At 59.7% G+C, this 14,923-nt stretch carries 19 protein-coding genes and 1 tRNA gene; 9 read left to right on the forward strand and 11 right to left on the reverse strand.

Features of this window, described 5'->3' with window-relative positions; all coding sequences use genetic code 11:
* Positions 1-2: 2 nt before the first annotated feature.
* Positions 3-2,060: a lytic transglycosylase domain-containing protein gene (locus H2052_RS03695; protein WP_293778235.1), complete on the reverse strand. Its 2,058-nt coding sequence runs from the start codon at positions 2,058-2,060 to the stop codon at positions 3-5.
* Positions 2,061-2,161: 101 nt separating this feature from the next.
* On the opposite strand from H2052_RS03695, the gene dapA reads away from it, so the two are divergent.
* The 7 genes from dapA to H2052_RS03730 all read left to right on the forward strand — a co-directional run bounded on the left by dapA (position 2,162) and on the right by H2052_RS03730 (position 7,368).
* Positions 2,162-3,043 (forward strand): 4-hydroxy-tetrahydrodipicolinate synthase, encoded by an 882-nt coding sequence (gene dapA, locus H2052_RS03700; RefSeq protein WP_293778238.1) that lies wholly within the window; start codon positions 2,162-2,164, stop codon positions 3,041-3,043.
* Positions 3,043-3,528 carry an SsrA-binding protein SmpB gene (smpB, locus tag H2052_RS03705; protein WP_293778240.1) on the forward strand — a complete coding sequence of 162 codons (486 nt, stop codon included), beginning with the start codon at positions 3,043-3,045 and terminating at the stop codon, positions 3,526-3,528. Before dapA ends, smpB begins: the two co-directional genes overlap by 1 nt.
* Before the next feature lie 8 nt (positions 3,529-3,536).
* Complete coding sequence (locus H2052_RS03710; RefSeq protein ID WP_293778242.1) at positions 3,537-4,109, forward strand: DUF2062 domain-containing protein; 573 nt, start codon at positions 3,537-3,539, stop codon at positions 4,107-4,109.
* Complete coding sequence (locus tag H2052_RS03715) at positions 4,081-4,725, forward strand: sulfite oxidase-like oxidoreductase (RefSeq protein ID WP_293778244.1); 645 nt, start codon at positions 4,081-4,083, stop codon at positions 4,723-4,725. The genes H2052_RS03710 and H2052_RS03715 overlap by 29 nt, the downstream gene beginning before the upstream one ends.
* Before the next feature lie 104 nt (positions 4,726-4,829).
* On the forward strand, positions 4,830-6,863 hold the full coding sequence (locus H2052_RS03720; protein WP_293778246.1) for a M13-type metalloendopeptidase: 2,034 nt from the start codon (positions 4,830-4,832) through the stop codon (positions 6,861-6,863).
* A gap of 47 nt (positions 6,864-6,910) precedes the next feature.
* Positions 6,911-6,987, forward strand: a tRNA-Pro gene (locus tag H2052_RS03725).
* A 183-nt stretch (positions 6,988-7,170) separates the two neighbouring features.
* On the forward strand, positions 7,171-7,368 hold the full coding sequence (locus tag H2052_RS03730; RefSeq protein WP_293778450.1) for a hypothetical protein: 198 nt from the start codon (positions 7,171-7,173) through the stop codon (positions 7,366-7,368).
* A 61-nt stretch (positions 7,369-7,429) separates the two neighbouring features.
* Here the strand turns inward: H2052_RS03730 and H2052_RS03735 are convergent, their stop codons facing one another.
* A complete protein-coding gene (locus H2052_RS03735) occupies positions 7,430-8,023 on the reverse strand; it encodes a PEP-CTERM sorting domain-containing protein (protein ID WP_293778248.1) in 594 nt (197 codons plus the stop codon).
* Positions 8,024-8,214: 191 nt separating this feature from the next.
* Between H2052_RS03735 and H2052_RS03740 the strand changes: the two genes are divergently transcribed.
* Entirely contained in the window at positions 8,215-8,373 is a 159-nt protein-coding gene (locus H2052_RS03740; protein WP_293778250.1) for a hypothetical protein, read from the forward strand.
* Positions 8,374-8,382: 9 nt separating this feature from the next.
* Here the strand turns inward: H2052_RS03740 and H2052_RS03745 are convergent, their stop codons facing one another.
* The 5 genes from H2052_RS03745 to H2052_RS03765 form a co-directional block, all read right to left on the reverse strand.
* Positions 8,383-9,234: a restriction endonuclease gene (locus tag H2052_RS03745; RefSeq protein WP_293778253.1), complete on the reverse strand. Its 852-nt coding sequence runs from the start codon at positions 9,232-9,234 to the stop codon at positions 8,383-8,385.
* A 76-nt stretch (positions 9,235-9,310) separates the two neighbouring features.
* Positions 9,311-9,487: a hypothetical protein gene (locus H2052_RS03750; protein ID WP_293778256.1), complete on the reverse strand. Its 177-nt coding sequence runs from the start codon at positions 9,485-9,487 to the stop codon at positions 9,311-9,313.
* Positions 9,488-10,178: 691 nt separating this feature from the next.
* Positions 10,179-10,757, reverse strand: coding sequence for a recombinase family protein (locus H2052_RS03755; protein WP_293778259.1), 579 nt, complete (start codon positions 10,755-10,757; stop codon positions 10,179-10,181).
* Positions 10,758-11,030: 273 nt separating this feature from the next.
* Positions 11,031-11,456 carry a hypothetical protein gene (locus H2052_RS03760; protein WP_293778261.1) on the reverse strand — a complete coding sequence of 142 codons (426 nt, stop codon included), beginning with the start codon at positions 11,454-11,456 and terminating at the stop codon, positions 11,031-11,033.
* 116 nt (positions 11,457-11,572) lie between these two features.
* Positions 11,573-12,244 carry a hypothetical protein gene (locus H2052_RS03765; protein ID WP_293778264.1) on the reverse strand — a complete coding sequence of 224 codons (672 nt, stop codon included), beginning with the start codon at positions 12,242-12,244 and terminating at the stop codon, positions 11,573-11,575.
* Positions 12,245-12,327: 83 nt separating this feature from the next.
* Between H2052_RS03765 and H2052_RS03770 the strand changes: the two genes are divergently transcribed.
* Positions 12,328-12,519, forward strand: a complete 192-nt coding sequence (locus H2052_RS03770) for a hypothetical protein (protein ID WP_293778267.1) — start codon at positions 12,328-12,330, stop codon at positions 12,517-12,519.
* Here H2052_RS03770 and H2052_RS03775 read toward each other — a convergent pair.
* From H2052_RS03775 to H2052_RS03790, 4 genes are read right to left on the reverse strand one after another with little or no spacing between them, the layout of a single operon-like run.
* A complete protein-coding gene (locus H2052_RS03775) occupies positions 12,516-12,887 on the reverse strand; it encodes a hypothetical protein (RefSeq protein ID WP_293778269.1) in 372 nt (123 codons plus the stop codon). The two genes, H2052_RS03770 and H2052_RS03775, sit on opposite strands and share 4 nt — an antisense overlap.
* Positions 12,877-13,248, reverse strand: a complete 372-nt coding sequence (locus H2052_RS03780) for a hypothetical protein (protein WP_293778271.1) — start codon at positions 13,246-13,248, stop codon at positions 12,877-12,879. Before H2052_RS03780 ends, H2052_RS03775 begins: the two co-directional genes overlap by 11 nt.
* A complete protein-coding gene (locus H2052_RS03785; protein WP_293778273.1) occupies positions 13,245-14,267 on the reverse strand; it encodes a hypothetical protein in 1,023 nt (340 codons plus the stop codon). The genes H2052_RS03780 and H2052_RS03785 overlap by 4 nt, the downstream gene beginning before the upstream one ends.
* Entirely contained in the window at positions 14,264-14,785 is a 522-nt protein-coding gene (locus H2052_RS03790) for a DnaT-like ssDNA-binding protein (RefSeq protein WP_293778274.1), read from the reverse strand. The genes H2052_RS03785 and H2052_RS03790 overlap by 4 nt, the downstream gene beginning before the upstream one ends.
* Between the last annotated feature and the right edge of the window lie 138 nt (positions 14,786-14,923).

Here is a 14,923-nt window from a genome sequence, read left to right on the forward strand (position 1 = left end):
TCTCAACCTGGGCGATTCTTGCCCATCCACGCCGAGAGCGCGTTGGTGGAGGGCTGGCCCGCGCGCGTCGGATTGAGCCGGTCGTAAACCACCGCGTTTTCCAGCACGGCGCGCACGTAGCCGCGCGTCTCCATGAACGGGATCTCCTCCACCCAGCGCACGGCGTCGACGCTCGGCAGGCGGGGGTCGCCGTTCGCGGCGATCCATTTGCGCACGTTACCCGCACCGGCGTTGTAGGAGGCGATCGCCAGCATGTGGTTGCCGCCCCACTGATCGACGAGGTTCAGGTAGTAAGTCGACCCGAGCTGGACGTTGTAGTTCGGATCGCCGGTCAGTGCTTCGGGACGATAGGTCGTCCCCATCTTGCCTGCCGTCTCGCGCGCCGTGCCCGGCATCAACTGCATCAGGCCGCGCGCGCCGGCGCGGCTGACGGCGGTGGGATCGAAGCGGCTTTCCTGGCGGGTGATCGCGTGGATCATCGTCCAGTTGCTCGTGAGCACGCCGCCGACGGGCAGCTGCGGGTAGGCGAAACGCAGGATCGCGGGAGGCCCGTCCACCAGTTCGCCGCGGCTCGCGATCAGCGCATAATCGGCACGGCCGAGCTGCTGCGCGAGTTCGCTGACGAGGAATTCGCGCGCGGACGTCTTGGCGCCATCCGCGAGCGTTTTCAGGAACAGGGTCTGCTTCGCCCGGTCACCGGCCAAGCCGAGCAGGCGCGCAGCCTCGACGCGGTCGTCCGCTGCGAACGCCTGACGCTCGGATGTCGGCACGGCAGGGTCGGCGGTCGCGGGAATCGAGAGCGGCCGGTTCAGCCGCTCAGCGGCGAGCTGGCCATAGAAGGTGAGGGGGAAACGCGCTGCGGTTTCGAAGTTCCGGTTCGCATCGATGGTGAGCCCGGCCGCTTCCGCTGCCCGACCCGCCCAGTAGTGCCCGCGCGAACGGGTTCCGGCGAACGCCGCCGCGGCGGCGAAGTTTTCGAAGTGGCGGACGGCCTCGCGCGCGCGGTTCAGGTTGTGGAGCGCTGTCCATCCGGCAAGCCATTCGAGGCTGGTGAACGTGTCACGCTCTGCGGCGCTGTAGCTGGTGAGCGCACGGTCAAAGGCAAAGCCGCCATGGTTGTGGGCGATCTCGAAGGCGAGGCTGTGTTGGTTGTCGTTTACCGCGCCGCGCGCTGCCGCCAATACCTCGGTCATCCAGGCGTTACGATCGCCCGCGCTCCCGGGTGTTATCTCGGCGCGTGCCAGAAGCTGACGTGCCGCAAGGCTGTTGCCGCTGGCGCGCAGGAAGGCGCTGCGGTCCGCTATGAGACCGGGATTGTTCTCGAAGCCGGAGCCGAGCTTGCCGAGCGCGAGGTTGGCATCGACCGCGGCCGGAGCCGCCGCCGCACCCCGGGCCGCTGCAGCCTTCTGAAGCGCTATGCGCGCCTCCGCGAGCGTGCGGTCGCTCCCCGACAGGAAGGTCAGCATCCGCGTCGCCGTCGCAAGATCGCCCTGCCAGAGGAGCCGATCCATGCGGAACACGTGGTCGTCGCGGCTGAGGATCCCGCCGAACGCCGCGAGGAACTGGTTTTCAAGCGCGGGGCCGATGCCGCCCATACGCCACGCCTGCTTCGCTTCCGTATTGGCGGCGTTGGTCATGCCCGCCGCCATCAAGGCTTCGGCGTGACGAAAGCGGCCGATGCCGGAAAGCGGCGGCAGCACGCGGAAGAAGGAGAGCCGCGCGGCCATCGGCGTCGTGTCCGTGATCGTACCCTCGGCGCGGCGGCGCAGATCATCCGCGCCAGGCCAGTCCGCATTGGTGCGCAGGAACTCGGAAAACTCTGAGAACGTAGCCGTGTATTCCGGGCGCCGCAGCCGGTCCCACAGCAGCAGCTTTCGCGCGCTCGGCGAGCCGCTGACACCCATCGCGGAGATCGGGCGGAACTCGCGCCGGGCCTGCGCTTCCAGCCCGGCCTTCAATGCGTCCGCGTCAGCGCGGGACTGGGCGACGGCGGGAGGTGCAGCAAGCGCCGCCGCCGAAAGCAGGGCAAATCGCAGAAGAACGCTGGTAACACTGGACACAGACTTTCCGAGCCTCCTATGACGCCACAAACAGGCCTAACGCCGCCAGAGCATGCAAGGGTGCAGCAGCGGCGCGCGTGAAGGCAACGGGCGAGAGTAGCATGACAGCGAGATTCTACGGTTCCATTCCGGCACTTGTCACCCCGTTCCGCGACGGGTCGGTGGATTTTGCCACCTTCGAGGCGTTTGTGGACTGGCAGATCGCCGAAGGCAGCACGGGCCTTGTGCCTTGCGGCACCACTGGCGAATCGGCGACGATGACGATTGATGAGCACAACGCCGTGATTGCCGCGTGTATCAAGGCCGCTGCCGGCCGCGTGCCGGTGATCGCGGGCTGCGGCTCCAACGACACCGCATGCGCCGTTTCGCACGCCCGCCACGCCGAGAAGGCGGGCGCGGACGGGGCGCTGGTCGTCAGCCCCTATTACAACAAGCCGAACCAGGAAGGCCTCTATCAGCACTTCAAGGCGGTCGCCGAGGCGACCAGCCTGCCGATTATCGTCTACAACATCCCGGGACGCAGCGTCGTCGACATCGCGCCTGCGACGATGAAGCGGCTTTCCGAGATTCCCAACATCGTCGGCGTGAAAGACGCGACCGGCGTGATCCAGCGCATTTCGGAACAGCGCCTCTCCTGCGGGCGGGATTTCATTCAGCTTTCGGGCAACGACGACATGACGCTCGGCATCATGGCGTCGGGTGGTCACGGTTGCATCTCGGTGACCGCGAACGTTGCCCCGCGCCTGTGCGCCGAGTTTCAAGCCGCCTGCCTCGAAAAGCGCTGGGACGATGCGCTTGCGCTTCAGGACCGCCTCTTTCCGCTCCACGTGGGCCTCTTCAGCGATGCGAGCCCGGGACCCGCGAAATATGCGCTTTCGAAGCTCGGCAAGCTGCGCGAAGAGCTGCGCTTGCCGATGGTTCCGGCCGGAGAGGCCGCGCGGCGCATTGTGGATGCTGCGATGGCCCATGCCGGGATCGCCTGATGGTGCGCCCGCAACGGGCAGGCAGTTTCAGCAAGGTCAAGACCGTCGCTGAAAACCGCAAGGCCCGCTACGAGTATGCGATAGAAGACGTCTTCGAGGCCGGTATCGCGCTTACCGGCACCGAGGTGAAGTCGCTGCGCTTTGGCGAAGGCACGATTGCGGAGTCCTACGCCGAGGTGAACGGCGAGGAAGTCTGGCTGATCAATGCCAACATCCCTGAGTTCAGCCACGGCAACCGCTTCAATCACGAGCCGCGTCGGCCCCGCAAGCTGCTGCTGCACAGCCGTGAAATCGCCAAGCTGCACGGCGCCGTCGCCCGCCAAGGGATGACATTGGTGCCGCTCTCCATATATTTCAACGAACGGGGTCGTGCGAAGGTCGAGCTGGCGCTCGCCAAAGGCAAGAAGCTGCACGACAAGCGGGCGACCGAGCGCGACCGGGACTGGAAGCGCGATCAGGCGCGCATCCTCAGGGATCGCGGTTAGGGTTTTCGATGCGGCTCATAACGTGGCTGAAGGAAAAGCGCCCCTCGCGCGAGGCGATGCTGGAAAATCGCTGGATGCGGCCATTCGCCAACACGATCGGAAATCCGATCATCTGGCATTTCAACCGCAAGTCGGTGGCGCGCGGCGTCGCGCTCGGCATGTTCTTCGGGCTCTCGATTCCCTTCGCGCAGGCGCCCGCAGCGGCGCTGTTCGCCGTGCCGTGCCGCGCAAACCTGCCGGTGGCGGCCTTTGTCACGTTCATCTCGAACCCGCTTACGACGCCCTTCATCTATCTCGGCGCCTACGAGATCGGGCGCTGGATGCTGCGGATTCAGGATGGCGGCCTCGCCAACATGAATGCCGATCACTGGTTCGAGGAATTGAGTGTGGTGCTCACGAATGCGCCGCTGCCCACCGCGCTCGGCCTGTTCACGATCGCGACGCTGGGGGCGGTCATCGGCTACCTCGGCCTTCATGGTATATGGCGGCTGTGGATCCACCAGCGGCTGGAGGCGCGGCGGAAGCGTGATGCGCGGCGGACGGGAGATAAAGATGGACGGGTTCCGGGAAAAGCTGGTTGAAACCAAGAAGGCCTGGGCACGCGCCGGACGCCTGCTGACGGGCAAGACCGCCGAACACGGCATCGACCGACTGCCGCCGGGGCAGCGGCTCGTGGAAAACTGGCCGGTGCTCGATCTCGGCATCCAGCCCGATGTGCCGAAAGCCGACTGGCGGCTTGTCATCGACGGCGCGGTCGAGAATCCGGTGACGTGGGATTGGGAGGCGTTCCTCGCGCAGCCGCAGGTCGAGGACGTTTCCGATATCCATTGCGTTACGCAGTGGTCGCGCTACGACAATCGCTGGAACGGCGTTTCGACGCGCCACATCGCCGATGCCGTGAAACCGCAGGCGGATGTGAAGCACGTGCTCTTCACCAGCTACGACGGCTACACGACGAACATCGAATTGGCGCACTTCCTCGAAGAGGACTGCCTCGTCGCGCACACGCATGACGGTCAGCCGATCAGCCGCGAACACGGCGGGCCTGCGCGGCTCGTGGTCCCGCGCTACTACTTCTGGAAGAGCCCGAAGTGGGTGAAGCGCATCACCTTCACGACCGAGGACAAGCCGGGCTTCTGGGAAGTGCGCGGCTATCACAATGTCGGCGATCCGTGGCTGGAACAGCGCTACAGTTGAACGTTCGTATAACGGAGTCGGCAGTTCATCGAATCCGCGGGTTCCCCGCGCGCGCGGGGAGGGTAGGTTTCCCGCATGATCATCCGTTGCAGGGACCGCCAATCATGAAGACCATTTTTCTATGCGCTGTCGCGACGACGGCCCTATTTGCCGCGCCTGCCCTGGCCGCTGACAAGCCTGAAATCGCCCCTTGGGGCTTCGATGCGGCGGGTATGGACCGCAGCATCGCGCCGGGTGACGATTTCCTCGGCTATGGCGGTGGCGCCTATCTGCGCCAGCTCGAGATTCCCGCGGATCGCTCGAACTACGGTATGTTCACCAGGCTGCGCGATCTCAGCCAGGAACGCACGCGCGAAATCATTCAGGCTGCAGCGAGCGGCCATGCGGGCAAGGGGTCGGCCGGTCAGAAGGTCGGCGACTACTATGCAAGCTATCTCGACGAGGCCGCGATCGAGGCGAAAGGGCTGAATCCGATCAAGGCCGATCTTGACGCCGTCGCAGCGCTCGGGTCGAAGTCCGCGTTTGCCGCCGCGCTCGGCGACGCGCTCCGCAGCTACGGCCCGTCGCCGTTCCTCTACTACATCAATCAGGACGAAAAGGCGCCGGATCACTACATCCCCGTTTTCTACCAGGGCGGCATCGGCCTTCCCGACCGCGACTATTACCTCGTCGACAATCCGACCTATGTCGACGCACGGGAGAAATACAAGGCGCACATCGCGCGGATGTTCTCGCTTGCGGGCGTGCCTGCGGCGGAGGCTTCCAAGAAGGCAGCCGCAATCTACGAGCTCGAACACAAGTTCGCGGAAGTCCACTGGACGGTCGTCGACAGCCGAGATTCCGACAAGGCGTACAACAAGTGGACGAAGTCGGATTTCGCCGCAAAAGCACCGGGCCTCGACTGGAGCACCTTCTTCGCGGCCGCGGGGCTGGGGAACCAGAACGAATTCATCGTCAGCCAGCCGAGCAGCTTCACGGGCATGGCGAAGGTCATCGCGGGCGCCGACATCGCGACGCTGCGCGACTGGCTGACGTTCAAAACGCTGAAGGACGCCGCGCCGCTGCTGCCCAAGGCCTTTGTCGATGAAAACTTCGCGTTCGAAGGCACGACGCTCTCGGGCACGCCGCAGATTCAGCCGCGCTGGAAGCGTGGTGTCGACTCGGTCAACAGTGCGCTCGGCGAGGCGGTGGGCGAACTCTACGTCGCCAAACACTTCACGCCGGAGGCAAAGGCGCAGGCGGACGAGCTTGTTCGCAACCTCATCGCCGCCATGGATGTGCGCATCGCGAACCTCGCGTGGATGACGCCCGAGACGAAGACGAAGGCGCGCGCCAAGCTCGCGTCCTTCAAGCCGAAGATCGGCTACCCCGTGAAGTGGATCGACTATTCCGCGCTCGAGATCGTGCCGGGCGACGCCTTCGGCAACGCGAAGCGCGCGGCGGCATTCGAATACGACCGCAATCTCGCCAAGCTTGGGAAGCCGATTGATCGCGACGAATGGCTCATGACGCCGCAGACGGTGAACGCCTATGCGAACCCGACGATGAACGAGGTCGTGTTCCCCGCCGCCATCCTGCAGCCGCCGTTCTTCGATCCGAATGCCGATCCGGCGATCAACTATGGCGGCATCGGCGCGGTGATCGGCCACGAGATCACGCACCACTTCGACGATCAGGGCCGCAAGTACGACCCCACCGGCAAGCTTGCCGACTGGTGGACGCCCGAAGACGTGAAGCGCTTCAAGGTCTACACCGATCAGGTGGTCGCGCAGTACGGCGCCTACGAACCGCTCCCCGGCGCGCGCGTGAACGGCGAGCTGACGCTGGGCGAGAACATCGCGGACATCGCGGGCCTCACCGTTGCCTATGATGCCTACAGGAAATCACTCGGCGGCAAGCCCGCGCCCGTGCTCGACGGCTTCACTGGCGATCAGCGCTTCTTCCTCGGCTACTCGCAGATCTGGCGGCAAAAATATCGCGACGCCCAGCTGCAGCAGCAACTCGCGACGGATCCGCACACGCCCGGAAACTGGCGCCCAACCGCCGTGCGTAACCTTGATGCGTGGTATCCCGCGTTCGACGTGAAGCCGGGGCAGAAGCTCTATCTCCCCGAAGATCGGCGCATCCACATCTGGTAAATCCTTGACGCGCGGGAGCCGGCCCGCCATGGACGGCTCCTTCGCGTCGGGGAGTAGCGCAGCCTGGTAGCGCATCTGCTTTGGGAGCAGAGGGTCGCAGGTTCGAATCCTGTCTCCCCGACCACCTCTTAAAAATGGCTGATTTCTGCGGTTTTTAGAGAGCGCTCTGTAGCAAGTTCTGTAGCGACCTCTGTAGCAAATATGAACGGAATTGAGGCGAGCCGTGCCGCGTCGCGCGCTACGTTCTTGAAGAACAAAATAAGAACATTTATCCTCGCGCTGATTCTGTAAGCGCCGAGGTATGACCATGCACCACGACACCGCTTTGCGTGCGGCTGCACGCGCGATCTTCGAGAACGTCTATCCCGGCGATGATTGGTCGCCGGTGACCTTCGATGAGGCGGAACGCTTTCGGACGGTCCACTACCGCAACGCGGTCGAGGCGGCACGCATGGCGCGCGCCTGCTTCACGCCGGAGGGGGCGCGGCAGTTGGCGTTGTTATAGGCAGAAATGAAAGGGGCGATCCGTCAGGATCGCCCCTTCAAGTTCTGAGTGTACGGGATCGCTATGCCATCTTACGGCGACGCGTTATGCCGAGGCCAGCAAGGCCAAGCCCGAACAGCGCTAGCGCGGCGGGTTCAGGGACATCAGTAGAGGATGAGGCTACCTCAAACGTCCACGAATAGTCCCAAGTGGTTGTGTCGTCGCAAGCGCATCCGGTTGCGTAGTGAATCATTGTATACACGCCAGAATCGAGCGGAAGCGTGGACGTGAAGTATTGTACTGGACTCGGTGTCGTCATGAGCGGAAGCCATTGCTCGTCGTCATAAAGTCCGGGCCATTCGCCCAATACTAGCGCATTGTCCCAAGCAAGTCCCCAGCCATTAGCCTTTGTAATAACCCAATCCAAGGTTATTGAAACGAGGGTGTGTCCTGCCGCTATTTCGAACTTGAAGCCATCTAAGTCAGATGGGCCTGATTCGCCGCCAAACGCAGCTGAACCTTTAATGACATTGTTGCCGGAATATAACGTTATCGGCGTGCTCCCATCTGGGTTAGCCGAGAAGTCTCCATTAATGGCTTCATCATAGACAATCGCGGCATTGGCAGAGGTGCTTACGAACGCGATGGCAGCTACTAAATACTTTAACCGAAGCATTATGCCCTCCAAGATAGAAAGACGACGAGAAGCAAAATCAGGGCCAATGGCTTAAAACCGAGCATTGTGAGTGCCAGTCACTTCAAAGTGTAAGGAATTCAAGACAAAAGTCCTTGTGTCATTTGACACACACCGCACCCATGCCTCTATGAGTCGTCCCCGCCGCGATCCATGCGGTAGGAGATACGATCATGCCCACGACCGAAGAGTTACACCGCACCCTGCCGACCATCGCCTTGATGCTCGAATGGGCCGACCACCACGACGAAGCCGACGCGATCTATGCGCGCCTAGAGGCTGAGGGGTGGGTTGATTGGGACGAAAAACCGAATCAGTTGCCGTCAGGTTAGGGATGGAAGTTAAGGCCGCAAATCTTTGAACCTGATCGATCGACTTTTTGTTTGATTAGAAACGGAATATTTTTCGCCATGATTAACAAACAATATTTTTGATAACTCGCCATTATCATCTAATTCTGCCGTTGCAATTCTGGCTAGCAATTTTGAGTTTGTTACATCTACATATTTTTGCATAATTAAAGGAATAGAGTTTATGTCTACCGTATAATGCGAAGTTATTTCAATGGACGTTATTGGTATTTTCTCTCCATTGTTGTCAAATGCCGAAAATTCATCCCCTTTAATTTTGAAGTTAATTTTGAACGATCCAATTTTATGATTTCCTCTATCATTTATTTTTTCTAAAGAGATTTTAGAAAAATCTTCAATAGACGCAACTTTGTTTAGTCTATTAAATATTTTGTAGCTGTCTTTTGAGGGTCCGGAAAAATTTATAATAACATAAGTTCGTGTAAATGAAACTTTTGGCTCGGGTATACTCGTAATCGCCCAGCCATCAATATTGTCTTGTTCTATCGAGAAGCAAAGGATGCCTTTTTTCTCAGCTTTCAGTAATGCGGTTGTATAGAAACCTTTCGAAGATGCAATTATCCCGCTATTGACACCAGTATCATTGCATTTTGTAGAGAATTCTTCTACTTGACCTACGCCAATGGGTCGAGATCGATCTCGACACTCGATCGCGATGATTAAATCGTGATGGCCATTTTTACTAAATATGACAACATCATGCTCTCTCATGCGGCCCGTAATTTTATCTCGAAGGCGATAAGGGGATTCTATTTTTGCTTCGGTTAATTGCTTTTCCAAGAATGCGACCAACCGTTGAAGATTTTCACCCGGCTTTCTCATACCGCCTCCCAATTCGCGGTTTCATTTTTAGGGGTCGGATCGATGTTATCCGGCATGGACTTCAAGAAATCCTTCGCTAGGGGGTGCCCTTCCAGCAAGCGAGCTCAGTTTCGTTACGGAAGTCGGCAACCGCGTTCTCGCGGTTCTCATCGGTTAAAAAGCGCGGCTTTTCGTAGGCGGCGACAATCAATGTCCGCAATAAGCTTTTTAGGTCGGGATCGTCGGTCTGTATCGTGGCGAGTACCTCACTCATGGCAACACCCTGCTGCCGGGCATTCATGATTGATCGGGATAATGATCCGAGAGAGGTGCATAGTTTGTCTTGGCGTTCGTCTGCTTGTGCTGGACTGCCGCACGCGGAGAGGCCCGCGCACGCCACGAGAATAATCAAAAGTCTCATTGAAGCCCCCTATTCAACTGATTACGCTCCAGAATATACTTAACATGCCGCAAATAAAAGGGCGATGGCTAGAGCGTAATCCAAATCCGGAGAGGGTGGGGGGGCGCGTCCGCCTGCGTTTCGAAACGAGGTCGCTTGACTTCTCTAAATCGTTTCGAAGCAGAATCACGATGAAATCAAAGTGATTCGTTTTGACGTTTTGCTATTGACTTCTACGTCGGCGGCATAATTCGATCTCCGCTGTTATGATAACTGTTATCTTGTCATTCTAATCAGCGATCAGTCTTCGCGCTACACGTCCACGCGATCCCCAACGCCGCACGCTACACACGCCGCGCGCACGATCGCCTTAAGCATCCGACTATCGCGCCAGCTGCATCGCGGCGTGTCATCCCAACGCTGCTTGATCGTTCAACGCTGCTTTGCGCGAACTGGTTTTCAGAACGAATTTTCGAATTCAAAATGAAAAATCATTTTCGTTTGTTGTCGCTCATAACCTTGACCACCGGGGGGAGGGGGTGGGGGTATCCCCTGCCGGTGGTGCCTATGCGGCCCGGCGCTCAATGCGCTGGATCGCTGCGCGTGACACTCCATACTCTTTCGCCAGCGTGCCCAAGGATACGCCCTCATTGCGCTTGGCGAGCACTGCACGCTGCTGTTCATCGGTAAGGGCTGATGGCCTGCCGAGTGCCTTGCCTTGGGCCTTGGCGCGGCTCAGGCCCGCTTGCGTGCGCTCTATCAGTAGGTCGCGCTCGAACTCTGCCACGGCAGCAATAACGCCCATCGTCATCTTGCCCGCCGCGCTGGTTAGGTCCACGCCGCCAAGGGCTAGGCAATGCACGCGCACGCCTTCCTTTGCCAGCGTCTCGACTGTTGCCCGCACGTCCATGGCGTTGCGGCCTAAGCGATCCAGCTTTGTCACGATCAGCACGTCACCGCTTTCAAGGCGATCGATCAGCTTCGCGAAGCCCTTGCGTTCCATCGCCGGGGTGGAACCTGAGACGGTTTCCGCAATGATGCGCTTGGCCTCAACCTTGAAGCCAGCGGCTTCGATCTCGCGCGCCTGATTGTCTGTAGTCTGATCGCCGGTGCTGACACGGCAGTATGCGAATGTGCGGGCCATTTGCGAATCCCCTGTATCGAAAGTGTGTATCGATATATCGGGTGTATATAAAGGGTGCAAGGGCTATATTTCGATACAGTATCTATAGGGGTATCTATAAGGGCCGTTTTCGATACAGGGTGGGAAGCAATATAGGATCGAAACGGTCCTATATTATGGGATTCGGCAAGGGCGTGGCAATCGGAACGCCGGAGGGCAGCGGCGGTGTGTTCGGTGGCTCGCGGGTTTCGAGCGCAGCGGACGTGCGGGCGTGGTTGTTTTTTTGCTGAACGCCTACGCTTCTGCTTTCTCCCACTCTAGCTTGATCGTTCCACCCGGATAATACCAGCTGCTAGCGTCCACGGTGCACTCAAGGCCATGTTCATCGCACATTGCCACGATCTCGCGCATTGTCTCCAAAGTGAGGTGGTAAGGGTGCGACACATACGTTTGCTTAGCCCCGTTGACCCAAAGTTCCGTGTGGTCATCGCCGGGAAGTTTGTCTTCTTCGTGTAAGTTGGGCTTCTTTCCGATCAATCCCCGCCAAGACTTCTTGGTCATCGATAGCTTACCAAGGCGCGTTGCAAATGCCGCTTTTAGGTCGGCGGCTATGGATTCTGCCGCTGCCGCCCTTCTTTCTGTTGTAGAAGGCAGCTTTTTAAGTGCGGCCACAGCTGCGGTATATTCAGGGCTTGGCTTCTGATTGAAACGAGGGTTCACTTGATGGGCTCCATGCAGGTGTTCGCGGAGAACTTCGCTTCATTTCTCCTCATAGACAATGGACAAATGGGGTTGGTTAGATTTCGCTAATTTTGGTGCGCGCAAGATTGTTATCGCTATTTTGCGGACGGCTCTTCCAAACGTAAGACCGGAAGGCATACCCCTTCAACCGTTTTAATGGCCGCGTGGATCGCATCGGTGATTTCATCGCCTTTATCAGGAGTTGAGGATAGTTCGTACAGAGCCATGCTTATCTGGCGGCTGAAAGCTACATCGTTCCCGTTGTCGTCAATGTAAGCATCCGCATAGGCTTTGACCGCCCAAAATTGCTGAACAACTGTCTCGATCGCTTTTTCGACCTCTTCGCCGAACAGTGCGCGTGACATCGGGAGGCACCCGTCCAAAAGGGTACGCTCAGCTTCGGTGCTCGCGATCCGGTTGTAGTAACCTTTCGCGACGCAGAGGCGTCTTTGCTTGTCGGCGGTGTTGTACTTCCAATTTTCATGGCCCGAGAGTTGGTCCTCCGCCACACTTAGCTCATGCGCCGACATTAAGGGCGACCGAACACGGCTTAACGCGCGGCGCGCCTTGTAAACCGCCGTCAAGATACGCTCGGCTTGTTCGATATGTCGCTCGGTGATTTTCTGGCGCTTCCATGAATTGAACGTGTTCGCGCCTATCCATGCTGCGGCGAATACAGCAACTGCACCGATTAAAGTGCCCCAGCCTTGAAGCATCGTGCCGGTGGCTGCCCAATCGATGGCAGCACCACATACAGAAATCGCCACTCAATTTCCCCCTACCCGCGCGTTTTCCGAGGGCTATAGATGATAGCGTCGGTGGCGCTGGCATTTCAATAAAGGTGATTGTGATGGATTTTGAATTTAATGAAGCCACGCAGACCGCTTGCTCATTTTCTATAAGAAACAGCGATATACTGACCGTCGAGCAAGCGACAGCGATCAACTCTGAGACAACGTGTGTGCTACTTGCGGAAATCAGCACGAAGCTCGATGAGCTTTTGGAGCTTCTGTACAAAGAGGCGGATAGGAAGCTCGCCTAGCCTTTATTCGCCTCAATGATCGCCGCCCCGAAGGCATCGCCGGGTGTGGCATCTGACTTCGTAATGTCGCGGCTCTTCTTTGCCATGGCCAACTGAATAAGCAGCTGGCGAAGGGCCGCGACGTTCTTGCGGTGGTTTTCGTGATCGATGGCTTTCCCTTCCAATAGGTCCGCCGTTTCCTGTTCAAGCAGCATCGATAAGGTCGCCGCGCTCATAAGCATGATGCGTTCGGCTGCGGTAGGTTCGCGGCCAAGCTGCGTTGTGAGTTCGCTGCCGAGTGCTTTAAACCTGCGCGCGGGCATGGTGCGCTGATCGATCTTGCGGCCCGCGACGACGAGTTCGAACGCCGGTGTGTGTTCATTCGTCATTGGCGGGCTGCCTCTTTGTGTGCTGGTTTCGGTGCTTGCGGAACAGGCTGCTTTTCGGGAACAGGTCGCGCGTGACGGGGCGGTGTCCTTCGAAGAATGCCAGCATTTCCTTGCGGACGTGATCGGGGTTTAGGCCAGCGGCTTCGCATACCGTGCGGAAGTCAGCGCCGCCGCGTTCAAACCATGTGCGTGCGCGCGACTTAACAACGTCGCGGTTCTCTGGACGTTCGGTAGGTAAGCCGATCGCATCGCGGACGGCTTCGCAGATGACCGCGCGGAACAGTCGCTGTTCGGGTGCGAGGTCATCGGCGATCGGTTCGTCATCGGTGGTTATGTGGCGGCGGGAGGCGCTTGCGCTCATGCCTGCGGCTTCCTGACATACACGCGGCAACGGCAGTTGATTTCCAGCGGCGGGATCATCGTGAGGCCGAGGGGTGTGTCGAACGGTTCGTTCAGTGCAACGCCGGATGCATTCATGCGGGGAACCTGCGCGTGGGCATGGCGGACTCGTTCATCGGCAGCGGTGCGCCAGAACCGCTTTGTGCCTACGGGGACCGCGCCAAGGGCTTCGGCGATTTGCCAGCCAATGAGCTTGCCGCCTTCGGTTGCGGTGTGCGTGTGCATGGCGGCGGCAACCTTCATGCGGTGCTTGCGTAGGGCGGTCGCGTGGCGGTCTAGGAGTGCGTCGGCGTGATCGGGTGTGAACTTGCCGGGGTTCGTAAGGGCCGCGAATACCATTTGGCGCTGCGGCGCGGTGACGTGGCCGCGTAGGCGCTGCACGCGGGCGCTTACGGCATCAAGGCGTGCTTGGCCTTTTAGACGCGTGGTGCCCGCCGCGATCTCGTCATGCAGGAAGCGGCGCATTGTATCGAGTTGCTTGGCCTGCGTGGTGGTGAGGCCGACCGATCGCCGGAGTTGGCGGGCGATGGCGGTGGTGGTGCCTGATGAGGTGACGGCGCGTTCGATGGCATCGCGCATGAACATGGAGTCATCGGCATACAGGCGGCGGATTGCATCGCGGGCGTATTCGGTGCGGCCTGCGCGGAACAGCGGGTGATTGTCGAGGAAGGCGCTGCCGAACATTGCGGCGGCAAGGATGGCGACACCGGCGAAGAGTTCGGCGAGGCCGCCGATTGCGCTTGTGGGGCTATCTTCGTCGAGGATGAGGTCGCGCAGCGGTTCGAAGTCGTCGTTATAGAAGCCAAGGGCGGCGGTAAGCTGCGCGGTCGTATGTTCGGCGTCTTCGAAGTTGTTCAAGATCGCTTCGATGGTCTGGGCATCGACAGCCGTGAGGGCGTTTTCAAAGATCGGCAGGATGACCGCGAGCAGTTCGCTTTCGGCGACTTCGGCGAGGCGGTCGATTTCGTTATCGGCGGTCATAGCAGCACCTCCGCCGTGTAGGCGCTTGGCGTGCGTAGATACGGCTCAATGAGGCGGCGGACATGGACGGGGATTTCGTCGGGGGTGTCGGGGAAATACATTTCCATCGCCGGGCCGATCTGGCGCATCTGCACGCGCAGGTCTGCGGGCTCGGGATTGGCGAGTAGGTGAAAGGCAAGTTCGGCGGTCGCGATTGCAAGCGCCGGTGGCGTGGTCGGCGTTGCGAAGAGGCTGAGTGTTCGGAGACTGCGATCGTTCGGGATCACGCCGGTGCGTGGCCATACCAGCGGTTGCGTGGTGGTCGCAGGCTGGCCTAGCCACTTCATGCGGTCGAGTAGGGCGGTCGCGTGGATCAGCGCACGCGCGCACGTGGTGGCGTCGGTTGCGGTCCAAGCGGCGGAGGTAAGGCGCTGCTCGGCAAGCTCGCCTGCATCCTCAACGCTGATGTAGGAGTTTTCGCCGACGATCGCGGCGGTGACTTCATATTCGTATTCGTCGGTTTCGGTATCGTCTGACATGGGCCTTGCCTTCGGGAATAAAGGCCGGTCGCGCGGCTAGGATAGGTCCGCCACCGGCTGTCAGTGTTTTTTCAGATACGGGCACTTACTGACTTGCCCGCCGCCGAAGTGAAGAACGCTCCGGCGATGCCTCGTGCC

Source organism: Sphingosinicella sp. (assembly GCF_013911755.1).
Lineage (GTDB): Bacteria > Pseudomonadota > Alphaproteobacteria > Sphingomonadales > Sphingomonadaceae > Sphingosinicella.

What these genes read in the sequence shown, in the direction of transcription:
- dapA (WP_293778238.1), top strand. Translation starts at nt 2,162, where the DNA reads ATGACAGCGAGATTCTACGGTTCCATTCCGGCACTTGTCACCCCGTTC.
- smpB (WP_293778240.1), top strand. Translation starts at nt 3,043, where the DNA reads ATGGTGCGCCCGCAACGGGCAGGCAGTTTCAGCAAGGTCAAGACCGTC.
- H2052_RS03710 (WP_293778242.1), top strand. Translation starts at nt 3,537, where the DNA reads ATGCGGCTCATAACGTGGCTGAAGGAAAAGCGCCCCTCGCGCGAGGCG.
- H2052_RS03715 (WP_293778244.1), top strand. Translation starts at nt 4,081, where the DNA reads ATGGACGGGTTCCGGGAAAAGCTGGTTGAAACCAAGAAGGCCTGGGCA.
- H2052_RS03720 (WP_293778246.1), top strand. Translation starts at nt 4,830, where the DNA reads ATGAAGACCATTTTTCTATGCGCTGTCGCGACGACGGCCCTATTTGCC.
- H2052_RS03730 (WP_293778450.1), top strand. Translation starts at nt 7,171, where the DNA reads ATGCACCACGACACCGCTTTGCGTGCGGCTGCACGCGCGATCTTCGAG.
- H2052_RS03735 (WP_293778248.1), bottom strand. Translation starts at nt 8,023, where the DNA reads ATGCTTCGGTTAAAGTATTTAGTAGCTGCCATCGCGTTCGTAAGCACC.
- H2052_RS03740 (WP_293778250.1), top strand. Translation starts at nt 8,215, where the DNA reads ATGCCCACGACCGAAGAGTTACACCGCACCCTGCCGACCATCGCCTTG.
- H2052_RS03745 (WP_293778253.1), bottom strand. Translation starts at nt 9,234, where the DNA reads ATGAGAAAGCCGGGTGAAAATCTTCAACGGTTGGTCGCATTCTTGGAA.
- H2052_RS03750 (WP_293778256.1), bottom strand. Translation starts at nt 9,487, where the DNA reads ATGAGTGAGGTACTCGCCACGATACAGACCGACGATCCCGACCTAAAA.
- H2052_RS03755 (WP_293778259.1), bottom strand. Translation starts at nt 10,757, where the DNA reads ATGGCCCGCACATTCGCATACTGCCGTGTCAGCACCGGCGATCAGACT.
- H2052_RS03770 (WP_293778267.1), top strand. Translation starts at nt 12,328, where the DNA reads ATGGATTTTGAATTTAATGAAGCCACGCAGACCGCTTGCTCATTTTCT.
- H2052_RS03775 (WP_293778269.1), bottom strand. Translation starts at nt 12,887, where the DNA reads ATGACGAATGAACACACACCGGCGTTCGAACTCGTCGTCGCGGGCCGC.
- H2052_RS03780 (WP_293778271.1), bottom strand. Translation starts at nt 13,248, where the DNA reads ATGAGCGCAAGCGCCTCCCGCCGCCACATAACCACCGATGACGAACCG.
- H2052_RS03785 (WP_293778273.1), bottom strand. Translation starts at nt 14,267, where the DNA reads ATGACCGCCGATAACGAAATCGACCGCCTCGCCGAAGTCGCCGAAAGC.
- H2052_RS03790 (WP_293778274.1), bottom strand. Translation starts at nt 14,785, where the DNA reads ATGTCAGACGATACCGAAACCGACGAATACGAATATGAAGTCACCGCC.